Annotated in this window: 15 protein-coding genes; 3 read left to right on the top strand and 12 right to left on the bottom strand. The window is 62.9% G+C overall.

Annotated features, from left to right (window positions below; all coding sequences use genetic code 11):
• Nucleotides 1-48 precede the first annotated feature (48 nt).
• The gene (locus ACZYTC_RS17155) at nucleotides 49-4,869 is read left to right on the top strand and encodes an NAD-glutamate dehydrogenase (protein ID WP_488990160.1); all 4,821 of its coding nucleotides are present in this window, start codon (nucleotides 49-51) and stop codon (nucleotides 4,867-4,869) included.
• Nucleotides 4,870-5,231: 362 nt separating this feature from the next.
• Here ACZYTC_RS17155 and ACZYTC_RS17160 read toward each other — a convergent pair whose 3' ends face one another.
• Nucleotides 5,232-6,449, bottom strand: coding sequence for an MFS transporter (locus tag ACZYTC_RS17160; protein WP_434959282.1), 1,218 nt, complete (start codon nucleotides 6,447-6,449; stop codon nucleotides 5,232-5,234).
• A gap of 215 nt (nucleotides 6,450-6,664) precedes the next feature.
• A complete protein-coding gene (locus ACZYTC_RS17165; RefSeq protein WP_488990161.1) occupies nucleotides 6,665-7,456 on the bottom strand; it encodes a TrmH family RNA methyltransferase in 792 nt (263 codons plus the stop codon).
• Nucleotides 7,457-7,566: 110 nt separating this feature from the next.
• Here ACZYTC_RS17165 and ACZYTC_RS17170 point away from each other — a divergent pair, with 110 nt between their 5' ends.
• Nucleotides 7,567-8,424, top strand: a complete 858-nt coding sequence (locus ACZYTC_RS17170) for a methyltransferase domain-containing protein (protein WP_441772926.1) — start codon at nucleotides 7,567-7,569, stop codon at nucleotides 8,422-8,424.
• A 25-nt stretch (nucleotides 8,425-8,449) separates the two neighbouring features.
• On the opposite strand, the gene mutT is transcribed toward ACZYTC_RS17170, so the two are convergent.
• The 3 genes from mutT to ACZYTC_RS17185 form a co-directional block, all read right to left on the bottom strand.
• The gene (gene mutT, locus ACZYTC_RS17175; protein WP_454812041.1) at nucleotides 8,450-8,893 is read right to left on the bottom strand and encodes an 8-oxo-dGTP diphosphatase MutT; all 444 of its coding nucleotides are present in this window, start codon (nucleotides 8,891-8,893) and stop codon (nucleotides 8,450-8,452) included.
• Complete coding sequence (gene argJ, locus ACZYTC_RS17180) at nucleotides 8,890-10,128, bottom strand: bifunctional glutamate N-acetyltransferase/amino-acid acetyltransferase ArgJ (RefSeq protein WP_488990162.1); 1,239 nt, start codon at nucleotides 10,126-10,128, stop codon at nucleotides 8,890-8,892. Before argJ ends, mutT begins: the two co-directional genes overlap by 4 nt.
• Nucleotides 10,129-10,337: 209 nt before the next feature.
• Nucleotides 10,338-11,330: a peptidylprolyl isomerase gene (locus ACZYTC_RS17185; protein WP_434959277.1), complete on the bottom strand. Its 993-nt coding sequence runs from the start codon at nucleotides 11,328-11,330 to the stop codon at nucleotides 10,338-10,340.
• Between the two features lie 645 nt (nucleotides 11,331-11,975).
• On the opposite strand from ACZYTC_RS17185, the gene secA reads away from it, so the two are divergent.
• Nucleotides 11,976-14,795, top strand: coding sequence for a preprotein translocase subunit SecA (secA, locus tag ACZYTC_RS17190; RefSeq protein ID WP_434959276.1), 2,820 nt, complete (start codon nucleotides 11,976-11,978; stop codon nucleotides 14,793-14,795).
• A 183-nt stretch (nucleotides 14,796-14,978) separates the two neighbouring features.
• Here secA and ACZYTC_RS17195 read toward each other — a convergent pair whose 3' ends face one another.
• The 7 genes from ACZYTC_RS17195 to ACZYTC_RS17225 form a co-directional block, all read right to left on the bottom strand.
• A complete protein-coding gene (locus tag ACZYTC_RS17195) occupies nucleotides 14,979-15,710 on the bottom strand; it encodes a TfuA-like protein (RefSeq protein WP_488990163.1) in 732 nt (243 codons plus the stop codon).
• Nucleotides 15,707-16,978: a YcaO-like family protein gene (locus tag ACZYTC_RS17200; RefSeq protein WP_441772932.1), complete on the bottom strand. Its 1,272-nt coding sequence runs from the start codon at nucleotides 16,976-16,978 to the stop codon at nucleotides 15,707-15,709. Before ACZYTC_RS17200 ends, ACZYTC_RS17195 begins: the two co-directional genes overlap by 4 nt.
• The gene (locus ACZYTC_RS17205; RefSeq protein WP_488990164.1) at nucleotides 16,978-17,577 is read right to left on the bottom strand and encodes a hypothetical protein; all 600 of its coding nucleotides are present in this window, start codon (nucleotides 17,575-17,577) and stop codon (nucleotides 16,978-16,980) included. Before ACZYTC_RS17205 ends, ACZYTC_RS17200 begins: the two co-directional genes overlap by 1 nt.
• A gap of 171 nt (nucleotides 17,578-17,748) precedes the next feature.
• Nucleotides 17,749-19,698 carry a BTAD domain-containing putative transcriptional regulator gene (locus ACZYTC_RS17210; RefSeq protein WP_434959272.1) on the bottom strand — a complete coding sequence of 650 codons (1,950 nt, stop codon included), beginning with the start codon at nucleotides 19,696-19,698 and terminating at the stop codon, nucleotides 17,749-17,751.
• A gap of 584 nt (nucleotides 19,699-20,282) precedes the next feature.
• Complete coding sequence (locus ACZYTC_RS17215) at nucleotides 20,283-21,449, bottom strand: YcaO-like family protein (protein ID WP_488990165.1); 1,167 nt, start codon at nucleotides 21,447-21,449, stop codon at nucleotides 20,283-20,285.
• A 42-nt stretch (nucleotides 21,450-21,491) separates the two neighbouring features.
• A complete protein-coding gene (locus ACZYTC_RS17220; RefSeq protein WP_488990166.1) occupies nucleotides 21,492-22,118 on the bottom strand; it encodes an FMN-binding negative transcriptional regulator in 627 nt (208 codons plus the stop codon).
• A gap of 53 nt (nucleotides 22,119-22,171) precedes the next feature.
• On the bottom strand, nucleotides 22,172-22,624 hold the full coding sequence (locus tag ACZYTC_RS17225) for a hypothetical protein (RefSeq protein WP_434959269.1): 453 nt from the start codon (nucleotides 22,622-22,624) through the stop codon (nucleotides 22,172-22,174).
• Nucleotides 22,625-22,670: the final 46 nt, after the last annotated feature.

The following is a 22,670-nucleotide window of genomic DNA, read 5'->3' on the forward strand; positions in this document are numbered from 1 at the left end:
TCCACAGAGCGCCGCAAGCAAGCGGCGTAGCAAGAAGGGATGAACGAGATGGCGTGGCGCGATGATGAAGCCCGGGCGGCCCTGATCCACAAGGCAGCAAGGAGCCTTCAGCCAGGCAAGACACCCCCCACTTTCGCCGAGGTGCTCTTCGGCCGAACCACCCTCGAGGATCTCGCCACGCATGACGCCGCCTCGCTCGCCTTCCTGGCTGAGCAGGCCTGGGACCATGTGCAGCGCCGCACGCCCGGCCAAGCCGATATCCGCGTCGTCAATCCCGACATGCCCGACGGCCGCGAAATTTCGGTCATCGAGATCCTCAACGACAACATGCCCTTCTTGTTCGATTCCACCATGGCCGAGCTTTCGGAACGGGGAATCGAGGCACAATTGGTTGCCCATCCCATCATCGCGCTGGAGCGCGATGCCCAGGGCAAGCTCCTGCAGTTCTTCGGCGACGCCCTGCCGGAGGGCAGCAAGGGCGTGCGCGAGAGTCTCATCCACATCCATATCGCCCGCATCGATTCGGATGCCGACCGGCAGAACCTGATCGACGGACTGACGCTGGTGTTCAACGACGTCGGGGCCTGCGTGAGAGACTGGCGCGCCATGCGTGACCGGGTGGAGCAGGCGATCGAATCCTTCCGCACCAACCCGCCGCCTCTGCCGGTCGACGAGATCGCCGAGGCAAACCAGCTCCTGCAATGGATCTGCTCCGACAACTTCACCTTCCTGGGCCTGCGCGAATACCGTTTCTCCACCGACAGCGACGCTTCCGACGAGGTCAGCGAGGGCGAAGGCCTCGGCATCCTCAGGGACCCCGAGGTCAAGATCCTGCGCCGCGGCACCGAACTGGTGGTGATGACGCCGGAAATCCGCGAATTCATGCGCGAGCCGACGATCCTGATCGTCACCAAGGCGAATGTGAACAGCCGCGTCCACCGCCGCGTGCGCATGGACTATATCGGCGTCAAGCTCTACACGCCGGACGGACGGGTCGAGGGCGAATTGCGTGTCGTCGGCCTGTTCACCTCGGCGGCCTATACGCGCTCCGTGCGCCAGATCCCCTATGTCCGCCACAAGGTCGCCCAGGTGCTGCAGCGCGCCGGGCTCGACCCGCAAAGCCACTCGGGCAAGGCAATCCTGCATATCCTCGAGGAATATCCGCGCGACGAGCTCGTTCAGGTCGATTCCGAGACGCTCTACAATTTCGCCATGGAGATCCTGCTGCTCTATGAGCGCCCGCGCCTGCGCGCGCTGGTGAGGGCCGACAAATTCGACCGCTTCGTCTCCATCCTCGTTTTCATTCCGCGCGAGAAATACGACACCGACGTGCGCATCGGCATCGGCAATTATCTGGCCAACGCCTATAAGGGCCGCCTTTCCGCGTCCTATGCCGCCTTCCCTGAAGGTCCGTTGGCACGCGTGCACTACATCATCGGCCGCTACGAGGGCGACACGCCCCTCATCGAACGCTCGGCGCTGGAAGCCGATATCAATGCCATCGCTACCAATTGGGGAGACAAGCTCAAAGCGGCCCTGACCGGCACCACCGACGGCATGCGCGCCCGCTTGCTCGGCAACCGCTATGCCAATGCCTTCACCGGCGGCTATCCCGAGACATTCTCCACCGCCCAGGCGATCGCCGATATCGGCGTGATCGAGAAACTGACGCCCGCCCGTCCCGTGGCGATCCTGGTCTATCGCCTGGAGGAGGACGACACGCCCACGCGCTGCGGCCTCAAGGTCTTCTCGCAGGGCGCGCCAATGTCGCTGTCCTATCGCGTGCCAGTGATCGAGAATCACGGCCTGCGCGTGGTCGACGAGCGTACCTACGAGATCACGCCATCAGCCAAGCCGGCCCCGGCTCCGGTCTGGCTCCACGACATGACGGTGGAGACCAATGACGGCGAGCCGATCCCGCCCGGCATCGACTTCCAGCACCGCCTTGAGGCCTCGATCATGGCGGTGGTCGGCGACTACGCCGAATCCGACGGCTACAACGCCCTGATCCTGCGTACATCGCTGGGCTGGCGCGAGATCTCGGCCATCCGGGCCCTGTCGCGCTATCTGCGCCAGATCCGCGCGCCCTTCAGCCAGGACTATATGTGGGAGACGGCGCGCAAGAACCCGCGGATCACCGCCAGCATCGTCGCCCTGTTCCGCGCCCGCCACGACCCGCGGCTGACGGCCACCGATGCCGAACGCGCCGCACACGAAACCGAGATCGTCGGCGAAATCGAGGAGCAACTGCAGTCTGTCTCCTCGCTCGACGAGGATCGCATCCTGCGTCGCTTCACCAATCTGGTGCAGGCGATCATGCGCACCAATCTCTGGCAGGTCGGCCCTGACGGCCAGCCCCGGCCGGTGATCAGCTTCAAGTTCGAATGCCGCAAGGTCGAGGGCCTGCCCGCTCCCAGGCCCCTTTACGAGATCTTCGTTTATTCGCCGCGGGTGGAGGGCATCCATCTGCGCTTCGGCAAGGTGGCGCGCGGCGGCCTGCGCTGGTCGGACCGCCCCCAGGATTTCCGCACCGAGATCCTCGGGCTGGTCAAGGCACAGCAGGTCAAGAATGCGGTGATCGTGCCCGTCGGCGCCAAGGGCGGCTTCGTGCCCAAGCGCCTGCCGCCGCCGGCAAATCGCGATGCCTGGCTGGCCGAAGGCACGGAAGCCTACCGCATCTTCATCCGCTCGCTGCTCGAACTCACGGACAATCTGGACGGCGACAATATCGTGCCGCCCGACAACACCGTGCGCCATGACGGCGACGACCCCTATCTGGTGGTCGCGGCCGACAAGGGCACCGCCACCTTCTCGGACACGGCCAACGCCATCTCCATCGAGAAGCACCATTGGCTGGGCGACGCCTTCGCTTCGGGCGGCAGCCAGGGCTATGACCACAAGAAGATGGGCATCACCGCCCGCGGCGCCTGGGAGGCCGTGAAGCGGCATTTCCGCGAGCTCGGTACCGATATCCAGGTGGAGCCCTTCACGGCCGTCGGCGTCGGCGACATGTCGGGCGACGTCTTCGGCAACGGCATGCTGCTGTCGCCAGCCACCAAGGTGGTCGCCGCCTTCGACCATCGCGACATCTTCATCGATCCCTCGCCCGATCCGGTCACCAGCCATGCCGAGCGGCTTCGCATGTTCAACCTGCCGCGCTCGAGCTGGCAGGATTACGACAAGTCGCTGATCTCCAAGGGCGGCGGCGTGTTCTCGCGTTCGCTCAAGGCCATCCCGCTTTCCGCCGAAATGCGCGCTCTGCTGGATCTCGACAAGGCCGAGGCGACGCCCACCGAGGTGATGACGGCGATCCTCAAGGCCCGCGCCGACCTGCTCTGGTTCGGCGGCATCGGCACCTATATCCGCGCTGCCAGCGAGACCGACGACCAGGTCGGCGATCGCGCCAACGATCCCATCCGCATCACCGGCGCCGATGTCAGGGCTCGGGTGATCGGCGAGGGCGCCAATCTTGGCGCCACCCAGCGCGGCCGCATCGAGGCGGCACAGAAGGGCATCAAGCTCAACACCGACGCGATCGACAATTCCGCCGGCGTGAACACCTCGGACGTCGAGGTGAACATCAAGATCGCCCTGGCCCGGCCCGAGCGCGACCAGCGCCTGACGCAGGCCGATCGCAACATCCTGCTCGCTGCCATGACCGACGAGGTCGGCACGCTGGTGCTGCGCAACAACTATCTGCAGACGCTCACGCTTTCGCTCTCCGAACGCAAGGGCGTGACCGAGACCGGCTTCCTCACCCGCCTGATGCAGTCGCTTGAACAGCGCGGCCTGCTCGACCGCGCGGTGGAATTCCTGCCCGACGACGTCGCCATCGCCGAGCGCACCCGCCGCGGCCAGGCGCTGACGCGGCCGGAACTCGCCGTGCTGCTCGCCTATGCCAAGCTGACGCTCTATGATGACCTGCTCGCCACAAGCGTGCCTGATGACCCTTATCTCGCCCGCGAACTGACGGTCTATTTCCCGCCCGAGATACAGAACAAGTTCCCCGACGCCGTCGAAAACCATCGGCTGCGGCGGGAGATCATCGCCACCAATCTTGCCAATGGCATCATCAATCGCGGCGGTCCCGCCAGCGTGGTGCGTCTGAGCGACGAGACCGATGCCGACGTCACCGCCATCGCCATGGCCTTCGCCGCCGTGGATGAATCCTATGGCCTGCGCTATCTCTACGATGCCATCGATGCCCTGGATAACCGCATCGACGGGCAGCTCCAGCTCAGCCTCTACGCCTTCCTGCAGGATCTCCTGCTCTCGCGCGTGGTGTGGTTCGTGCGCAACGTCGATTTCACGCCGGGGCTGGAAGCCGTGATCGCTCGTTTCGGCGCCGGTGTCTACGAGATCGCCGTCGGGCTCGACAGCTCCCTGCCCGAAGCAATGCAGGCGGCCCGCGTCAAGCGCGCCCGCGAGTTGGTCGAGGGCGGCGTGCCCGAGGACCTCGCCGGCCGGATGGCCAATCTCGATCCCCTGGTCTCGGCGCCCGACATCGTCCTGGTGGCGGGCCGCACCGGCCGGGCCATCGGCGAAACCGCGGCCACCTTCTATGCGGCGGAGGCCAATTTCCAGCTCGACCGCATCGTCGCAGCCGCGCGCGCCGTGCCCGCCAACGATTATTTCGAGCGCCTGGCCATCGACCGGGCGATCGAACAGATCGCGGCGGCCGAGCGGCGCCTGGTCGCCGACATGCTGGCGACCGGCCAGTCCGGCCAGGCGGCCACGCAGGCCTGGCTTGAGGCCCATCCGGAAGCTGCACGCATCCGCAAATCGGTGGAAGAAATCGCGGCTGGTGGCCTGACCCTGGCCAAGCTCACCGTGGCCGCCAATATGCTGGGCGATCTCGTCAGGGAGTGACGAAGGCACGGTTTGAGAGCCAGTTGGCACTTGGATATTGCCGACTGCTCTCCACCGAGTTTAGTTCGGGCCTTCCTAGAGCAGCAGGATCACGGAGGTGTTTTTCGGCGCCTCGAGCCTGACGGTCAGCCGGCGCGGTAGAGGGCAACCGTGGCATATACGCCGCTTGTGACGTGCCGGCTGATATCCTCCAGGTGGCGGCATAGACATGGCCAGACCCGCGCAGAGCCTATTGGCGGACGATGCCGTTTCTGCCCGATCCGGGTTTCGTCTACCGGATCTCGGTCGGCTTGGCTTTCGAGCCGATATCCCTCAGCCCGTCCGCAGCGTCCGGGTAAAGCGCGGCGGATGCTTGGATTTGTTTAGGATTCCGCCAAGCGCGGCGCAATGTCATGGCGCCTCAAGACAAACAACGCCAACGCCACCAACGCCACGCAGCCATGAACCCAATAGGCTAAACCATAGCCGCCCAAATCGGTGAGCCAACCGGCAACGACGTTGCTAAGCGAAGCCCCGATGCCCTGCACGGTCATGACGGCAGCAAGACCGACATTGAAGCGGCCGGTACCAGAGAGAATGCGTTCTGCGGCGATGGGCGTGGCAATACCGATCAGGCCGGCCCCCACGCCGTCGAGAAACTGTACGGGAAAGACGAAAGCAAAGGATGGGAAAGTTCCCGCAATCGCACCGCGGATCGGCAAGGCTGCTAAGGCAACGATGAATACGGTGGCCAAGCCGAACCGTCTAATCAGCCAGGGTGCCATCAACGCCATGCCGATCATCGATAGTTGGGAAACACCCGTCGTGATTGCGGTGGTCCTGAACGGTGTGCCGAGTTGAATGGAGAAAGCCTGGGCAATCAGGCGGCTGATGGGTGCGTTCCCAAAATGAAAGATCATCAACACCAGGCTGAGCAAGATCAGGCCCTTGCTGCTGGCCAGCACTGAAAATCCGGAAGGTGCCTCCGATCCCTCGTGATGCGCCAGCCCGCGCGCGACCTGATGGTCGATCAGCTTCGGATCGATGGCCAGGGTCGCGGCAATCGTGGCAAAGGCGGCAAACAGCATGAGCCCGATGACGCCTTGGAGGCCGAACAGAAGCGTTCCCGCATAAATCGCCGCCAGGGAGGCAACGTTCCCCGTGTGGTTCCAGAACTCGTTTCGGGACACCTGACGGGGAAATCGTTCTTCCCCGACAAGCCCAAGCGTCAGGCCCATGAGCGCGGGGCCAATGATCGCGCCGACGACGGCCGTCGCGGATTGTCCCCCGAAGACCGAAAAGCCATTGGGGGTGGCCAGCGTCCATAGAGCCATCATCGTCACGAGGATAACGGGCAGGATGATCAATGTACGCTTGTAGGCCGATGCATCGACAAGCGCACCGAACAGAGGCGTTGTCATCATTCCCAACACGCCGCCGATCGTCGCGATCACACCGAGCGTGAATGGCTCCCACCCGCGCGTTGCGAGAAATCCGTCGAGAAAGGGGCCCAAGCCATCGCGAGCATCGGCGAGGAAAAAGTTCAAGATCGACAGGGCAATGAGGGAGTGACGAAACTCGGAGGAGGGAGTGGACGTCACGGCGGCTCCTGGAATCAAGTCTTTCAACAACGCGCCGTGCAGAGAGCCAGGCGAGGAGACGAGGGGATTGTGCTAACCCACCTCGTGCTTGGCAAATATAGGATCGGAGAGGCATACGAAATGCAATCGCTTTCGAACCCGCCTCGAGATGAGGCGCCGCGTTTCGAAGAACGGATATCCCCTCCGTCTCTTTCCTGCCTCACCGACGCGTTCTCTCATCGCGCCAGGTGATGCAGCACGATGCCGCTGGTGGTGGCGACATTGAGGGAGTCGAAGCCACCCCTCATCTCGATGCGGATGGTTCGCAGCCGGCTGAGAACACGTTCCGGCAGGCCCGGCCCTTCCGCGCCGAACAGCACGGCCTGCCGCCCGGCGGGCTCGATGTCAGCGAGGCGCTCCCTGCCGGCGGGGCTGGTGGCCAGCACCTCGAAGCCAGCCGCCAGCAGGGCGTTGCAGAGATCACCGATATCACCCGCCTGGGCGAAGGGCGTGAGCAGCGCCGCACCGGCCGAAACCCGGATGGCCTTGCGATAGAGCGGGTCGCAGGAGGCACCGTCGATCAACACGCCATCGAGACCGAAAGCAGCGGCATTGCGGAAGATGCCGCCCATGTTGTCATGATTGGCGATGGCGGAAAGACCGACGAACAGGGCCGTCTCCGGCGCCAAAGACAGCAGTGTGTCGACCGCGAGCCCCTCGCCCCTCAATCCTATCGCCAGGATGCCGCGATGCATGGGAAAGCCGGCAATGCTGTCGAGAACAGCGCGTGAGGCGATGTAGACGGGGATGCCCACCGGCACCTGCGCAAGAAGGCCGGCCAGCGGCTCGGCTCGATTCTCCGCGATCAGGATGGATTCGATGGCAAAGCGTCCCAGGGTAAGCGCGGTGTGCAGCACCACTTCACCTTCGATGACGAAACGCCCGCCCCGGCCCTTGAGGTCGCGCTCGCGAATGTCGCGATAGGCCTCGATGCGGGAATCGGAGGGATCGTCGATGGCAAGAAGCATAGGCTGGCATCCGAAGAAACAGTATGGCTGGGACCGGACGGGACGTCCGCCGTCCCAGCCATGGCGTCTTATCCGGATAGACGCATGCGACTGATGAAAAGCAAGCTCGAATGTCCTACATAGCGGGCATGACCACGCCTCTCCTGTTCGACCCCCACGCGCTGGCCCTGCATCGACGCCGCGCCGCGACCGCCCCGGCCGACTTCCTGCTGCGCCATGTCGCCGACGATATGGCCGATCGCCTTGCCGTAGTGCTCAGGCCGTTCGAACAGGCGGCAGAGATCGGCCCGCATTCGCCCGCGCTGGCTCAGGCGCTGCGTCCGCGGCTCGCCGCCAATTGGCAGGAGGTCGCCATCGGAGACGAGGTGCTGCCCCTTCCGCCCGAAAGCATCGATCTCGCCCTGTCGGCGCTCGCCCTGCAATTCGTTAACGATCTGCCGGGGATGCTGAGCCAGATCCGGCGCGCCCTCCGCCCGGACGGGCTTCTGCTGGCCGCGCTCATCGGCGGCTCCACGCTCAACGAATTAAGGGCCGCCTTTTCGGAAGCCGAACTGGAGACGGAGGGAGGCATCTCGCCCCGCGTCGCCCCCTTTGCCGACGTGCGCGACATGGGCGGCCTCCTGCAGCGCGCGGGCTTCGCGCTTCCTGTCACCGACAGCGAGACACTCACCGTGCGCTACGACAATGCCTTCGCCTTGATGGCCGATCTCAGGGCGATGGGTGCGACGAATATGCTGGCCCAGCGCCGCAAGGCCTTCACCCGCCGCGCCACCATGCTGCGCATGGCTGAGATCTACGGTGAGCGCTTCTCCGATTCGGACGGGCGCATCCGCGCGACCTTCGAGATCATCTGGATCTCCGGCTGGGCGCCCCATGCAGGCCAGCAAAAACCGCTAAAGCCGGGTTCAGCCAAGACCCGCCTCGCCGACGCCCTGGGCGTGAAGGAATTCGGCGAAAAGGACGTCTGAGAATCTTGGCCTCGCGAGATCGAACCTACCTCGCCGGGATCATGTCGATCAGCATCGGGATCAGCGGCTCGTCGGCGGGCGGCATGGGATAGTCGCGCAGCTTCCTCGGCAGCACCCATTTCACCGCCTGGCCCTCGCGTCCATGCGGCGTGCCCTTCCAGCGCCGGCAGATCCACAGCGGCATCAGCAGGGTGAAATCCTCATAGCTATGGCTGGCAAAGGTGAGCGGAGCCAGGCACGGCTCCTCCACCTCGATGCCGAGTTCCTCGTGGAGCTCGCGGATGAGGCTTTCCTCGGGCCGCTCGCCGGGCTCGAGCTTGCCACCCGGGAACTCCCACAGGCCCGCCAAGGCCTTGCCTTCGGGGCGCTGCGAGATCAGCACGCGCCCGTCGGCATCGACGAGGGCGCAGGCGGCGACGAGCAGAAGGCGCCGAGATACGAGAGGATTGGGCACGGGAGAATTGGTCACGAGCGGTAATCGCCATTGATGGCGACATATTCCTTGGTAAGGTCGCAGGTATAGACCCGGTCACTGGCCTCGCCGAGGCCGATATCGACTCTGATGGTGATCGCCTGCCCCTTCATATAGGCGGAGACCGCTTCCTCGTCATAGGACGGGTCGCGCTCGCCGTCGGCGGCGACGCGGATGTCGCCGAACCAGATGGCGAGCCGGTCGCGATCGGCTTCCTCGCCCGCCTTGCCCACCGCCATCACCACGCGGCCCCAATTAGCGTCTTCACCGGCTACCGCCGTCTTGACCAGGGGTGAATTGGCGATCGACATTCCGATGCGCCTTGCCGCCTGCTTGCTGGTGGCGCCGCGCACTTCGACGGTGACGAATTTGCGTGCGCCCTCGCCGTCCCGCGCCACCTGCTGTGCCAAGTCGAGCAGCACGCCGTCGAGCGCCTTGGCGAAACCAGCCAGGCGCGGGTCGGCGGCATCGGTCACGGGCGCGCCGCCGGCCTTGCCGGTGGCGAACAGCAGGAGCGTGTCGGAGGTGGAGGTATCGCTGTCGACGGTGACCGCGTTGAAGCTGTCGACGACGCCCTTGGACAGAAGGCCCTGCAGCACGTTCCTGGCGATCGGCGCGTCGGTGAAGACGAAGGAGAGCATGGTTGCCATGTCGGGCGCGATCATGCCGGCGCCCTTGGCGATGCCGTTGATCGTCACCGTGGTGTCGCCGAAATCGACGCTGGCTGTCGCCCCCTTGGGAAAGGTGTCGGTGGTCATGATGGCGCGGCCGGCATCCTCGAAGGCACCGGGCGAGACGCGGTCGGCGGTCTCGACCAGCACGCCCCTGAACTTACCGGCATCGAGCGGTTCGCCGATCACGCCGGTGGAGGCGAGGTAGACTTCGCTCGGCCGGCAGCCAGCCGCCTCGGCGGCGAGTTCTGCCGTGAGCGCCACCGCTTCGGCGCCCTTCTTGCCGGTGAAGGCGTTGGCATTGCCGGAATTGACCACCAAGGCCCGGGCGCTGCCATCCCCGAGCGCGGCGCGGCACCAGTCGACCGGCGCCGAGGGGCATTTGGAGCGGGTGAACACACCGGCGGCCTGCGTGCCCTCGTCCATCAGGACAAGCAGCACGTCGGTGCGGCCCTTATAGCGGATACCGGCTTCGGCCGTGGCCATCCGGACCCCCGCTACCGGCGGAAGGTCGGGAAAACGAGCGGGAGCAAGCGGGGACAGCGGCGCGGCCTTGGCCATGGTGTTCCTCGAAAGAAGGTGTGCCGGTTGTCAGATCGGCATCGATAGAGCTGATGCTGCGATTGGCTCAGCCTTTGTCATTGTCGGGCTTGACCCGGCAATCCAATCCTCTCAAGGCGAAAACGCCGGAAGGGTGGATGCCCGGATCAAGCCCGGGCATGACAAAAGCTGGCGCCTTTTCATTATCGGTCCGGTACCGCAGGACCGACTTACTGAGCCGGAGCAGCCGGGGCCGGCGTGGCCGGAGCGGGAGCTTGCGCTGGGTCATCCGCACCGGGGAGCTGCATGCTCCCGTCCGCGGGATCAGCCGGTGCCGCAGGCGGCTGCACGATCTTGGCGGCGGCGCGCAGCTTGGCGAAGACTTCCTGCTGCGTCTTCTGGGTCAAATAGTCAGTGATCTGCTGCTTGACGCGATCGAGAGCCGGCGGGGCCTGCGGGCGGCGCTCCTCGAGCTTGATGATGTGATAGCCGAACTGGCTCTTCACAGGCTGGGAGACCTCGCCAGGCTTCATGCCGAAGGCGGCCTCGGCGAATTCCTTGACCATGCGGTCCTTGGTGAACCAGCCGAGATCCCCACCCTGCTCGGCCGAGCCCGGATCCTTGGAGACTTCCTTGGCGACCTTGGCAAAATCCTCGCCTGCCTTCAGCCGCGCCTCGACCTTCTTGGCATCGTCCTCGTTTGCCACAAGGATGTGGCGGGCATGCACTTCGTCCTGGGCCGGGATCAGTTTGACCTGCTCGTCATAGGCCTTCTTGATCGCGTCCTCGGTCACGCCTTCCTTGACGGCCTTGGCGACCAGGGCGTCGATCAGGATGCGCTGGCGGTAGAAGGCAAGCTTCTTCTGCACCTCGGCTTCATCAAGCACCTTCTGCTGTTCAGCCGCATTGGCGGCCACGCGCAGATTGATGGCGGCATTGATGATGATGTCCTGACGCTTGGCCGGCGAGAGCTGGGGAGACAGGCTCGGCCCGATCTCCTGCTCCACGGCGTTGAGGTCGTCCTGGGTGATGGGCTGGCCGTCCACGCTGATGGTCGGGGTCGCCTGCACCGCGGGAGTCGCAGGATTGGGTTGGGCTGCCGGAGCCGGGGCGGCGGCAGGCTTCGCCGCGTCTTCAGCGTAGGAAGGCGCGGCAGCGAAGGCCAGGAAGGCAACGCTGGCGAGCAGGGTCGCGGCTGGACGCGCGCGGCGAAGTGACATCATGGGCAGGTTCCTCGAGAGCGGGGGCTGACCCGGAAACCGTCAGGCTCCGGACGGACGCTGTTTCGGCAACAGGCCCGCATTGCTCCTGATCCCGGGACGAACGCCTTCGCAGCGCTGATAGGACAGGAGAAAAGCAAGGTCAATGTCGCCGAATGGCCAGCGCTTCGCTCGCCTTTTAGGAAGGGCTGTCGTCAAAACTGTGACGGCGGAGCCTCGTATGTCACGAATGCCTCCCCGCGGAGGCATCCTGCCGCATTATTACGGATTTTTCAGCCGAATGTCCGTATCAAGGGGTGTCGTAGACCCTATGGTCGATTGACACCCCAAACCCCAATACTTAAGTGAGTCCGGCTGACGGGCTCTCGAACCACGGCTCGGCATTAGGACCATCGGTTCACAGAATTCATAAGGCAGCCTGATTCCCGCTGTACCGGTTTGCCCCAAGTTGCCGTATCGGGGGCATGCCGTCATGCTGGTGCCATCGCGCACGGCTGATGGAGGCGGGTTGCCTCACACCGAACATCGCCCGGGCGGTGTCCGGCTTCCGTTCCCCGGCTTTCGCGGCCGGGGTTGACACAATGGCCGAAGCCCCCTCTTCGGTCGGGTATCATGCCGCCGCGAGGCGCGAAGATTTGAAGGCCCTCTATGTTCGGCTCGCTCGCCAAGAAATTGTTCGGTTCCTCCAATGACCGTCGGCTGAAAGCCTACAATCCGAAAGTAGCCGCCATTGCGGCGCTCGAACCGGAAGTCGCTGCGCTGTCCGACGAAGCCCTGCGCGCCCGCACCGACGAATTCAAGGCTCAACTCGCCGCCGGCAAGACGCTCGACGACATCCTGGTGCCCGCCTTCGCCACCGTGCGCGAGGCGGCCAAGCGCGTGCTCGGCCAGCGACATTTCGACACCCAGCTCATCGGCGGCATGGTGCTGCATGAGGGTGCCATCGCCGAAATGAAGACGGGCGAAGGCAAGACCCTGGTGGCAACCGCCCCGGTCTACCTCAACGCCCTCGCGGGCAAGGGCGTGCATGTCGTTACCGTCAACGACTATCTCGCCAGCCGTGACTCCGAATGGATGGGCCGGGTCTATAATTTCCTGGGCCTGACCACCGGCGTGATCGTACACGGCCTCACCGACGAGGAACGCCACGCGGCCTATGCCTGCGACATCACCTACGGCACCAACAACGAGTTCGGCTTCGACTATCTGCGCGACAACATGAAATACGACATGGCGCAGATGGTGCAGCGCGGCCATGCCTATGCCATCGTCGACGAAGTCGACTCCATCCTGGTGGACGAGGCCCGCACGCCGCTGATCATCTCCGGCCCGCTGGAGGATCGCCCCGAGCTCTACCAGACCATCGACGCGCTGATGCCTGAGCTCGACAAGGACGACTACGAGCTCGACGAGAAGCAGCGCACCGTCAGCCTCACCGAGAAGGGCAATGAACGCGTCGAGCAGATGCTGACAGGTTCCGGCATGCTGCGCGAGGGTTCGTTGTATGACGCGGCCAACGTCACCATCGTCCATCACGTCAACCAGGCCCTGCGCGCCCACAAGCTGTTCACCCGCGACAAGGACTATATCGTCCGCAACAACGAAGTGGTGATCATCGACGAATTCACCGGCCGCATGATGCCGGGCCGGCGCTATTCGGAAGGCCTGCACCAGGCGCTCGAAGCCAAGGAGCGGGTGCAGATCCAGCCCGAGAACCAGACCCTGGCCTCGATCACCTTCCAGAACTATTTCCGCCTCTATGCCAAGCTCGCCGGCATGACCGGCACCGCCGCCACCGAGGCGGACGAGTTCATGGACATCTACAATCTCGAAGTGATCGAGATTCCGACCAACCGGCCGGTGCAGCGCATCGACGACGATGACGAGGTCTACCGGACGGTTGACGAGAAATACAAGGCGATCGTGCGCCTGATCGAGGAATGCCGCCAGCGCGGCCAGCCCCTCCTGGTCGGTACCACCTCGATCGAAAAGTCCGAGACGCTGGCTGCCTATCTCGTCGGGCAAGGCTACAAGCAGCGCGACTTCTCCGATCCGAACGCCTTCGCCTCGCTCTATGATGGCGACCAGGGCACGGCCGAGGAGAAGGTCTTCGCTGTACTGAACGCCCGCTACCACGAGCAGGAAGCGTTCATCGTCAGCCAGGCCGGCGTGCCCGGCGCCATCACCATCGCCACTAACATGGCCGGCCGCGGCACCGACATCCAGCTCGGCGGCAATGCCGACATGCGCATCAAGGTCGAGCTCGCCGACCTGGCCGAGGGAGCCGAACGCGAAGCGGCGGAGGTGCGGATCAAGGATCAGGTCGCCCGGCTGAAGGAGAAGGCCCTCGCCGCCGGCGGCCTCTACATCATCGGCACCGAGCGCCATGAGAGTCGTCGCATCGACAACCAGTTGCGCGGCCGCTCCGGCCGCCAGGGCGACCCCGGCCATTCGCGCTTCTTCCTGTCACTGCAGGACGATTTGATGCGCATCTTCGGTTCGGAGCGCATGGACGGCATGCTGCAGAAGCTCGGCCTCAAGGAGGACGAGGCGATCGTGCATCCCTGGATCAACCGCGCGCTCGAAAAGGCGCAGCAGAAGGTCGAGGCGCGCAATTTCGACATCCGCAAGAACATCCTGAAATACGACAACGTGCTCAACGATCAGCGCAAGGAGATCTTCGAGCATCGTCGCGAGCTGATGGCGCAGGACTCCGTCGGCGAGACCATCGCCGATTTCCGCCATCTCGTCATCGACGAGCTGGTGCGGGCCCATGTGCCCGAGAACGCCTATCCCGAGCAGTGGGATACCGAAGGCCTGCACAAGGCGGTGAACGATGTGCTCAACCTCGACCTGCCGATCTCCGACTGGGCCAAGGAAGAGGGCATCGCCGACGAGGAGCTGACCCATCGCATCACCGAGGCGGCCGACAAGCACGCCGCCGAGCGGGCCGCCGGCTTCGGCGACGAGGTAACGCGCCAGGTCGAAAAGGCCGTGCTCCTGCAGACCCTGGACAATCTGTGGCGCGACCACATCGTCACGCTCGACCATCTGCGCCAGGTCATCGGCTTCCGTGCGATGGCTCAGCGCGACCCTCTGATCGAGTACAAGTCGGAAGGCTACCAGCTCTTCTCCGATCTGATGAACCGCTGGCGCGAGGACGTTACCCGCACCATGTTCCGCCTGCAGGTGATGCAGCAGCCGGAAGAACCGACCCTGCCGCAGATGTTCGGCCAGCATATCGACCCGCTCACCGGCGAGGACGAGTTCGCCATGGCCGGCTCCGGCTTCCCGCCGGCCCAGCTGAGTTCGCCTTTCCCTGTAGCGGACAGTCCGGCGCAACGCATCGTGGCGCCGGAGGATCGCAACCCCGACGATCCCTCGACCTGGGGCCGAGTCGGCCGCAACGAGGCCTGCCCCTGCGGCTCGGGCAAGAAGTACAAGCACTGCCACGGGCAGCTCGCGTAGGCACGCGTTGAAACCCCTCATCCCCCTGCCGGGACCTTCTCCCGCAAGGGGAGAAGGGATTAAAATCGGATATGTGGAAGCGGTGAAAGCGATCTCCTGGGCATCGGGCCAAGCCGAATGAATTCCCTTCTCCCCTTGCGGGAGAAGGTGGCGGCAGCCGGATGAGGGGATGTTCCCGGGTGCTCAGCCCGCCTCTTCCTCCAGCCTGTCCTCCACCCGCTGGCGCAGCACGGCGAAGAAGCCCGATTGCGCCAGGGTGAAATTCGGCTTGGCGAACGGCTTACCGGCATCGGCCCGCATGCGGGCAAGCAGAGCGAGGGCATCGGCCTGTTTCTGGCTGACGGCGTGGTGCTCCAGCACCGCCTCCATTGTGGCGGCATCGGGAAGCCCCGACAGGGCTACCACATCCGGCCAGGTGCGTTCCTTGAAATGGATGCGCCGCGCCGCGGCCAACAATGCCTCGGAGCTCGCAGCTGGCAGCGCACCAGCCTCGACGGCGACCTCCAGCGTCGCCTCGACATCGACCAAGGCTATGCTGAGCGGCGCATAGCCGAACTCGGCCGGCGCATGCGCCACACCGACATCGGCATCCGCCACCCGTCGCGCGCTCGCATAATCCTCGAAGATACGACCGATGCCGATCATGCCGAAAGCAGCGCATTCGGCGCCCCGCAACGCGCCCATCGAGGCGGCGCCATAGACCGGGATGCCCTCGCTGAGGGCGTAGAGGATCTCCTTGTGCCAGACCGAAGGCGCGTGATCGAACACGCCATCGACCAGGCCGATGGCATCGGCGCCCGTCATCGCCGCCGCCAGCACGTCGCCGCAGCCCGCAGGCGGGCGCACCGTGAAACCAGCGAGCAAAGCGGGATCGATGCCGTGAAGACTGGGGCCAGTGAAGAGGATGGTGGTCATGGACGGACCTTTTTGGCGGCGCCTGAGGATAGGCCGGTTTCCGCCCATCTGGGAATCAGGTCGTTGACGCCGACGGATGCGACCTCCCCCTCCATATGGGCACCCAATCCCGGTGCCAGGATTCTCACCACATGGGCAAGGGGAGAGGGAGAGGGCAGGTCGAACAGAAAGACATCCTCGCACCCGGCCTGCGCCATTGCCTCCAGCGTCAGGCTGAGTCGCTCGGCATCGGAAAGGTCGCTCCGAGCGGGATATCGTTCGGCCAGGAGCGACAGCGTCACTGCCTCTTCCCTTGGCAAGGGCACGATGCTGCTCCCGCCGCAATACTGCGATGGATCCATGTCATCGCGAGCGCCGGCTATGTTGGTCAGGCGCGACTGCACGGCCTCCAGCAGCGCCGCCAGCATGGCCTCCCCGGCGTCAAGACGGCAGGCATAGCCGCCCGACAATCGCTCGCCTGCTCCCTGTTCGTCCAGGACAGGCCTGCTTATCACGGCACCGACGACGGGAAGGTCCACCTTGCCCCTGACACAATAGAAATGAGGAACCAGGCCTGCGGCGGACACCTTGCCGATGGCCTCGTCGAGCCCGGCATGCACGCCGGGCTGCCACAACAACTGCCGTGCGAAGACGCTGGAAAGGCCGAAGAGTTCCACCGATAGTGTGGCATCCCTTTCGATGGCTTCGAACAGGGCTCGGGTAGCGGCGAACTCGAATGTCCGTCCCGCGGCAAGGCCAGTGGAGGCTACGGTAAAAGCCCGGTAGTCCCAGGGAAATCCCACACGGGTGTCAAGCCCGATCAGTTCATAGGGCGCATAGATGTCGGTCCCGGATCGCTGATGGATTCCTCGAACCCAGGCACGTTGGCGCCCAGGATCGAAAAGGGCGTATTTGCAGCGCGACAATTTCTCGAGCGGGACGAGGTTGCGCCCACGTGATACCATCTCCATCGCCGTTGCAAATTCGGAGACCAGCTCCCGCGTCTGCTCGGCAACAGCCCCCTCGATCGACTCCATGATGGCACCGATCCGTGCCTGCTCATGCGTCAGGCCCTTGCCCTGGCTGACCGACAGGGCCCGGGAATTGGGCCGCGTCGCAAACCAGACGGGAATGCCGACGATATCCAACCCGGTGATGTCACCGCAGCGTGTTATTCGGAAGGGCGCCAGCAAGGACAGGGGAAACAGGGAAGCGCGATCAGCTGTTTTCCCTGGATCCGCTGGGAGCAACTCCCCTCGTTCGAGGGGATGGTGCAGTTGATCGGGCATTACGGACCGGCATCATCCGACAAGACTGCATTCTGTAGCGCATCACCGTCCGAGCCGATCAACTGCCGCAGCGCCGCCTCGACCGGGGAATAGATGCCCGCATTCGACTGAATGGTCGTCTGTATGCCAGCATGGGGCTGTATGCCGGCCTGGTTGGTAATTCCCGCTTGGCTGGCGATACCAGCCTGGGACTGCACGCCAGCTTGGGATTGTACTCCGGCCTGGGTTTGAACGCCGGCTTGGGTTTGAATGCCTGCCTGGCTCTGGATTCCCGCATGCAACTGGCCGTTGGCATCCGTGAAAATATCGGTTCCGAACGCAAAATCGACTTCGGACAGCCGCACGCCGGCGGCCACGAGAGCCTCGATACCCTGCGCGCTGCTCGGATCGATCCCACTTCCCGATCCGGTCGGCGCACGGCAGTCCGCCATCAACCGCCACAGGGCCGCAACGACTTTCGCATAACCGTCGCTCGACGTAGCCTGGCTATATTTCACAATCTCATCGTGAGTAATCTCGACCACGCGCAACGGACTCATCTTGATGAGTACAATACCGGCGCCTCGATTTCCGATGACAAACATCCGCTCAGTAGACATATCCCCTCCTGTTCCTTTCCAATAGACAGAGACTCTCGACTGCGATTCAATTTATGGGATTTTATTTCACAATAATCGACAATCTCTACCCGTTGAAAATACAATGAACGAAGGAATCATTTATATCTTAATATTTGAAATAAAATTTAGACGATTTTTGATATACAAAAATCAATCCAAGCCAGCTATTCTTAATCCTTCAGCGCATAGATTGATATCTTCATTGCGCCGATCAGGCGCGAGACGAGCCATCTCGAGCGCTGTAGCGCCGGGATACATTTCACTCAGCTTTCTTCCATATTGGCGCGCCACGTCCACATTGCCCATGAGGCCGTGACACATCGCCAGAACACGCAACACGGCATCTTCGCTGCTCATGTTCTTGCAAAGTTCGATCCCTGTGGCGAAGTCCCTGCGTCGGATCGCGATGGTGCAGCCGAACCACCAGTAGTAGTCCGGTGGAAACGGGTTGAGCTCCAACGCCCGCTGGAACCGCTCCCATCCGGTGTCGGCAAAGCCGAGATGCGACAAGGCGTCGGCATGGTGGGACAGGAGATCTGCTGAATGCGGATTCAGCGCCTCCGCGACCAGGAATTTCTCGGCCGCAAAGTCGAAATCGCGCTGATAGAGGGCGACGACCGCCGCCATCCAATGGCCCTCGCCGATGCCACCATCAATGGCGAGCGCCGTTTCGGCCTCATGGCGAGCCTGATGCAGGAGATAGGGGTCGTTTCCTCCCAGCATCAGCCATTCGAGCTGCAGAGTCTGAGCGATACGGGCATGGGCCGGCGCAAAAGAGCGATCTTCGGCAATGGCTTGCTTGAACTCCGACCGGGCCCGGCGCAGCTTCGGCAGGTCGCAATTCTTCAGGCGAGTCTGGCCCTCCAGATAATGCCGATAGGCGTTCGGCTTCGGGTCGGCCCTCATCCGGTCGAGCTGATCTCGCTCGATCTCGCTGGCAAGCGTGGACGAGATTTGCCGCGTAATGCGCCTGAAAGTGGAAGGCAGCTTGTCCAGACCGACCGGGTATTCCGCTGCCCAGATGATCTCGTCACCGGGCTGCCGCGTCAACCTCAAGGCCATATGCTCGCCATCCGGGAGTATGAAGCCTGAAATGAGATAGCCGCTCCTCAGCGCTGCCAGCCGCTCTACGTCCGGTGAATCCGCAACCTCGAAACTGCTATGGGGCGCAATCACCGCGAAGGTTCGATGACGCGACAGATCATTGGCCACATCTTCGATAAGGGCACGGTGCAGATAATGGAGCTGATCTCCTGCCAACGCCTTCGGAGGAAACAAGGCAACCCTCGGCAGACCAACCAAGCTGCGCGTTGCCGAAATCTCCCGGCCTGCGTCACCGAGTATCTCGCTGGACCGGTCCGACACCACTTGCAGCCGCGCTCGCGGCGCGTTCGCCAGAATACGGCGCATCGCCGCCACGGTCTCGGCACGTGGTTCGCTGTCCAGTTCCTCCTTCAAAACAGAAACGAGCGCCGCATAAGTACGGTTCACCGCGTCGAAATTGCCGTTTCGTCCATAGGCCTCGATCAGCGCCCGGAAACTTTCCTCACGCTCGGGCTCCAGGGCCAGCATGCGCTCCCCGATGGCATCGATCTCGCGTTCCGGGGCTCGGCCGAAACGGGTCATTTCGAACAAGACATCGGCCGCGAGGCTGAGCACGAGGCGGCGAAAGCGCTCGCGCTCACTGCGGAACCATTGCGCCAGTTCCCCACCACCGGTGTCGATGGTATCGAGCAGGTCCCCTCTTGCCAGCAGGACAGCCCGCACCCGTTCGGCGAGCACGGCGGATTTCTGCAAGGTGAGGATGCTCGCCAGATCGGAGCCCTGCGCGCTGGGACCCGCCACCAGATGGGAACCACTGGTCTCGATCAGGGGCTCATCATAGGGCCAGCACCTGTGAATGCGCACCAATAGCTGCCGCAGATTGGTCAGCGCCTTTTCTTCGGGCGCATCGTCCCAGAGCAAGGCAGCCACGGCCTGGCGGCTCATTCGGCCGCTGCCGGCAAGCAGCAGCATGGTGATGAGAATGTAGCCCTTGGCCGGAAACACCCCCTCGGTCGGCTTGGCCATATGAGGCACGCCAACCAGACGAACGATCATGTCCCGCTCAGCATCCATTCGTCGATCCCCAGTTCCCTTCGCATGGTCGACGGACGAGAACCGCGCCCGCATTCCAACAAGGCCTGGCACTATCGATCCGAACAACGCCGGCTCGCGATCGAGGGAAACTCGCGCGAGCACCGCCAAGTTCGTGAACCGTGGCGACACTGTGTTACAAAATCTATTCAAGTCAATGAATTGGCCGGAGATCGGTGACTCAAGTCACACCGGCGTCACAGCGCCCATCGCGATTTAAAAGTACAAATTTAGGAAATAATATAAAAATCTTTACGTAAACTATAAACTAATTCAGATAATTCTTTAATTATACATAGTTATATAAATCAGTTGTTAAGATATACAAAAATTATCTGCAAAATAATGAAATAAATACTTTAACATTACAATGACCCGAGGAGTTGTCACCCGAGGTTTTCTGGAGACATATTGCCAATTTTTCAATGAACTGTAGAAATCCACGATTTTGATGGTATCCGCCAAATTCGGGAACCATTCTACGAAAAACACCCATTTTCTTCTGCAGCCCGGATCACTGCGTCTGCCATGGCACATCGCCCTTACGATCACGCAACCGCTCCGATCAGGTCTTCCAAGCTGATGTCGGACACCCCGTCTTCCACGAAGGTCTTCAACCCAGGCACCAAAGCACGCACGACATGCACGCCTTCGACCGGGCCAGGGAGGTCGAAAAGATAGATTTCCGCATGACCGGCCGTGCCGAGCTTGCCGGCGACGATGTCGAGCTGCGCGGTATGAGGCAGTTCCTCTGCCTTTAACGGGGGGGCCTGGCGATGGCGCGCGGCAAATTCGGCCAGGGAGGGCGCTCGAGGATCCGGCAGCGGCAGCGCACCATCCCGCGTTTCATAGAAATCCGGCTCCAGATCATCACGGGCTCCGGCAATATTGGTGAGCCGCGATTGCACCGCCTCCAGCAATGCCGCCAAGGCGGCGGCCCCGGCATCGAGCCGGCAAGCCTCTCCGCCGGAAAAGCGCTCACCACCGCCTTCCTCCTCCAGCACCGGCCGCGTGATCACGGCACTGACCACCGGCAGGCCGATGCGGTTGGACTTGTCGAAGAAGCGCGGCTCCAGCCCGGCGGCGCGCACCCTGTCGACAGCCTCGTCCAGCCCCGGGTGTACGCCGGCGTGCATGCACAATTGGCGTGACGTGCCTTCGAGATGGCCGAAAGCATCGGACAAGGTGGTCGCATCATGCTCCACCAATTCCAGCAGGGCGGCCAAGGCGGCAAACGCGAAATCCGGTCCGGCGGCAAGTCCCACCGAGCTGATATGGAAGGCATCGCGATCCCAGGGAAGTTCCTCGCGCATGTCGAGCCCGATGAGTTCATAGGGCGCGAAGACAACCTCCCCGCCGCCATGGACAGCACCGCGCACCCAGGCGCGCTGCATCCCCTCATCATAGGCATCGGCCCGGAAGCGTGCGAGGCCCTCCAGCGGCACCAGGCGCCGGCCCCGGGCCGTCATCTCCTCCGGCGTGCCGAATTCGGCGATCAAGAGCTTGGTCTGCTCGGCGACGGCCCCCTCCACCGCCTCCATGATGGCGGAGATGCGCGCCTGTTCATGGCTCAATCCCTTGCCCTGGCTGACGGCCACGGAACGGGCATTGGGCCTGGTGGCGGACCAGACGGGAATGCCGATGATGTCGAGATCGGTAAGATCGCTCGCCCGCGTAATGCCGAAGGGGGCAAGAGGAGGGCTCTGGGAATGCATCGCAGGCTTCATGGTTGATGTGGGCATCGATCGTTGTGCTGGCTATTCGACTGCCTTCATCATCAGCTCCGCCATGACCGTCTCGCTCTCGGCCGTCAGGCCCTCGATGACGCTGTTGCGATAGGCTTCCGGTCGGTTCTGGCTGAGTTTCCATTTCCCTTCGATGCGGGTAATGGCGATTTCCAGCCCGATAATACCCTTGATTTGCCCCTTCATGAAGGAGGCAGGCGCACTCTCGGCCTGCCAGGGTTGCGGCCGCCTGGTTTCGACCAGATTGGTCAAAGCGGTGACGTGCTCGCGCAGCCATCTCGAATTTTCCGTCGTCCTTAGCCGGCCATGCACATGCACCGTGACATAATTCCAGGTCGGCACCGCCTTACCGCCCTCCACCTTGGCGGTGTACCAGCTCGGCGTGATGTAGTGCATCGGCCCCTGGAAGACCGCCAGCACTTCATAGGCGGGGTCGTGATCGACGGCCATGTTGTTGTTGCGATTGATATGGGCCCGCAACACCCCCTTGCGCCCCTTGTCTGCCACAAGGAACAAGGGAAGATGATTGGCTGCCAGGCGCCCATGCTCATTGGTGACGACCATCGCAAACGGATGATCGCGTATCAAGGCATGGAGCACCTCCAGGCGCTCTTCCCGGAAATATCGAGGATTATACATGGCTAAAGCCTCATATCTCCACAGAGCCGAACCAAAAACGTTATTCCGTAGGATCAGCAAACAAAATCGTCGGAATTTCTATCGTCCAGCAGAACGGCATCTTGAAGATTATGGCCATTCCTTTGCGTGAGATAGCATAGGGCCATTTTCAAGGTGAGGTTTTTACCCCTGACGGCTTCGATTGCCGTCGACGACATATTCGTACCGAATGCAAATTCCAGATTGGTCAAACTCGCGCCAGCCTCGGCGAGCGAAGCGATACCGACGATATTCTCGGGGTCCAAGCTCGTACCGACGCCATGGGCGGCTCGATGATCCGCCACAACCCGCCAGCACAATGCGGCAACGGCGGCATAGCCGTCACACTTGTTTTCCTTCCCGTAACGGCGGACTTCCTTGTCTGGAATCCTCACGATACGGATGGGACTCATTTTGATAAGGAAGATTCCGACGCCCCTATCGCCAAGAATATATATGTGATCTCGATCTCTCTTTATTCCAGCCATGCCATCCCCTCTCGAACAAGGTTATAGTTTTCAATTTATCTTATTC

It is taken from the genome of Labrys sp. F242 (assembly GCF_057813875.1).

What these genes read in the sequence shown, in the direction of transcription:
- secA (WP_434959276.1), top strand. Translation starts at nt 11,976, where the DNA reads ATGTTCGGCTCGCTCGCCAAGAAATTGTTCGGTTCCTCCAATGACCGT.
- ACZYTC_RS17195 (WP_488990163.1), bottom strand. Translation starts at nt 15,710, where the DNA reads ATGACCACCATCCTCTTCACTGGCCCCAGTCTTCACGGCATCGATCCC.
- argJ (WP_488990162.1), bottom strand. Translation starts at nt 10,128, where the DNA reads ATGGCCAAGGCCGCGCCGCTGTCCCCGCTTGCTCCCGCTCGTTTTCCC.
- ACZYTC_RS17225 (WP_434959269.1), bottom strand. Translation starts at nt 22,624, where the DNA reads ATGGCTGGAATAAAGAGAGATCGAGATCACATATATATTCTTGGCGAT.
- ACZYTC_RS17215 (WP_488990165.1), bottom strand. Translation starts at nt 21,449, where the DNA reads ATGCATTCCCAGAGCCCTCCTCTTGCCCCCTTCGGCATTACGCGGGCG.
- ACZYTC_RS17210 (WP_434959272.1), bottom strand. Translation starts at nt 19,698, where the DNA reads ATGATCGTTCGTCTGGTTGGCGTGCCTCATATGGCCAAGCCGACCGAG.
- ACZYTC_RS17200 (WP_441772932.1), bottom strand. Translation starts at nt 16,978, where the DNA reads ATGCCCGATCAACTGCACCATCCCCTCGAACGAGGGGAGTTGCTCCCA.
- ACZYTC_RS17165 (WP_488990161.1), bottom strand. Translation starts at nt 7,456, where the DNA reads ATGCTTCTTGCCATCGACGATCCCTCCGATTCCCGCATCGAGGCCTAT.
- ACZYTC_RS17185 (WP_434959277.1), bottom strand. Translation starts at nt 11,330, where the DNA reads ATGATGTCACTTCGCCGCGCGCGTCCAGCCGCGACCCTGCTCGCCAGC.
- ACZYTC_RS17220 (WP_488990166.1), bottom strand. Translation starts at nt 22,118, where the DNA reads ATGTATAATCCTCGATATTTCCGGGAAGAGCGCCTGGAGGTGCTCCAT.
- ACZYTC_RS17155 (WP_488990160.1), top strand. Translation starts at nt 49, where the DNA reads ATGGCGTGGCGCGATGATGAAGCCCGGGCGGCCCTGATCCACAAGGCA.
- ACZYTC_RS17170 (WP_441772926.1), top strand. Translation starts at nt 7,567, where the DNA reads ATGTCCTACATAGCGGGCATGACCACGCCTCTCCTGTTCGACCCCCAC.
- ACZYTC_RS17205 (WP_488990164.1), bottom strand. Translation starts at nt 17,577, where the DNA reads ATGTCTACTGAGCGGATGTTTGTCATCGGAAATCGAGGCGCCGGTATT.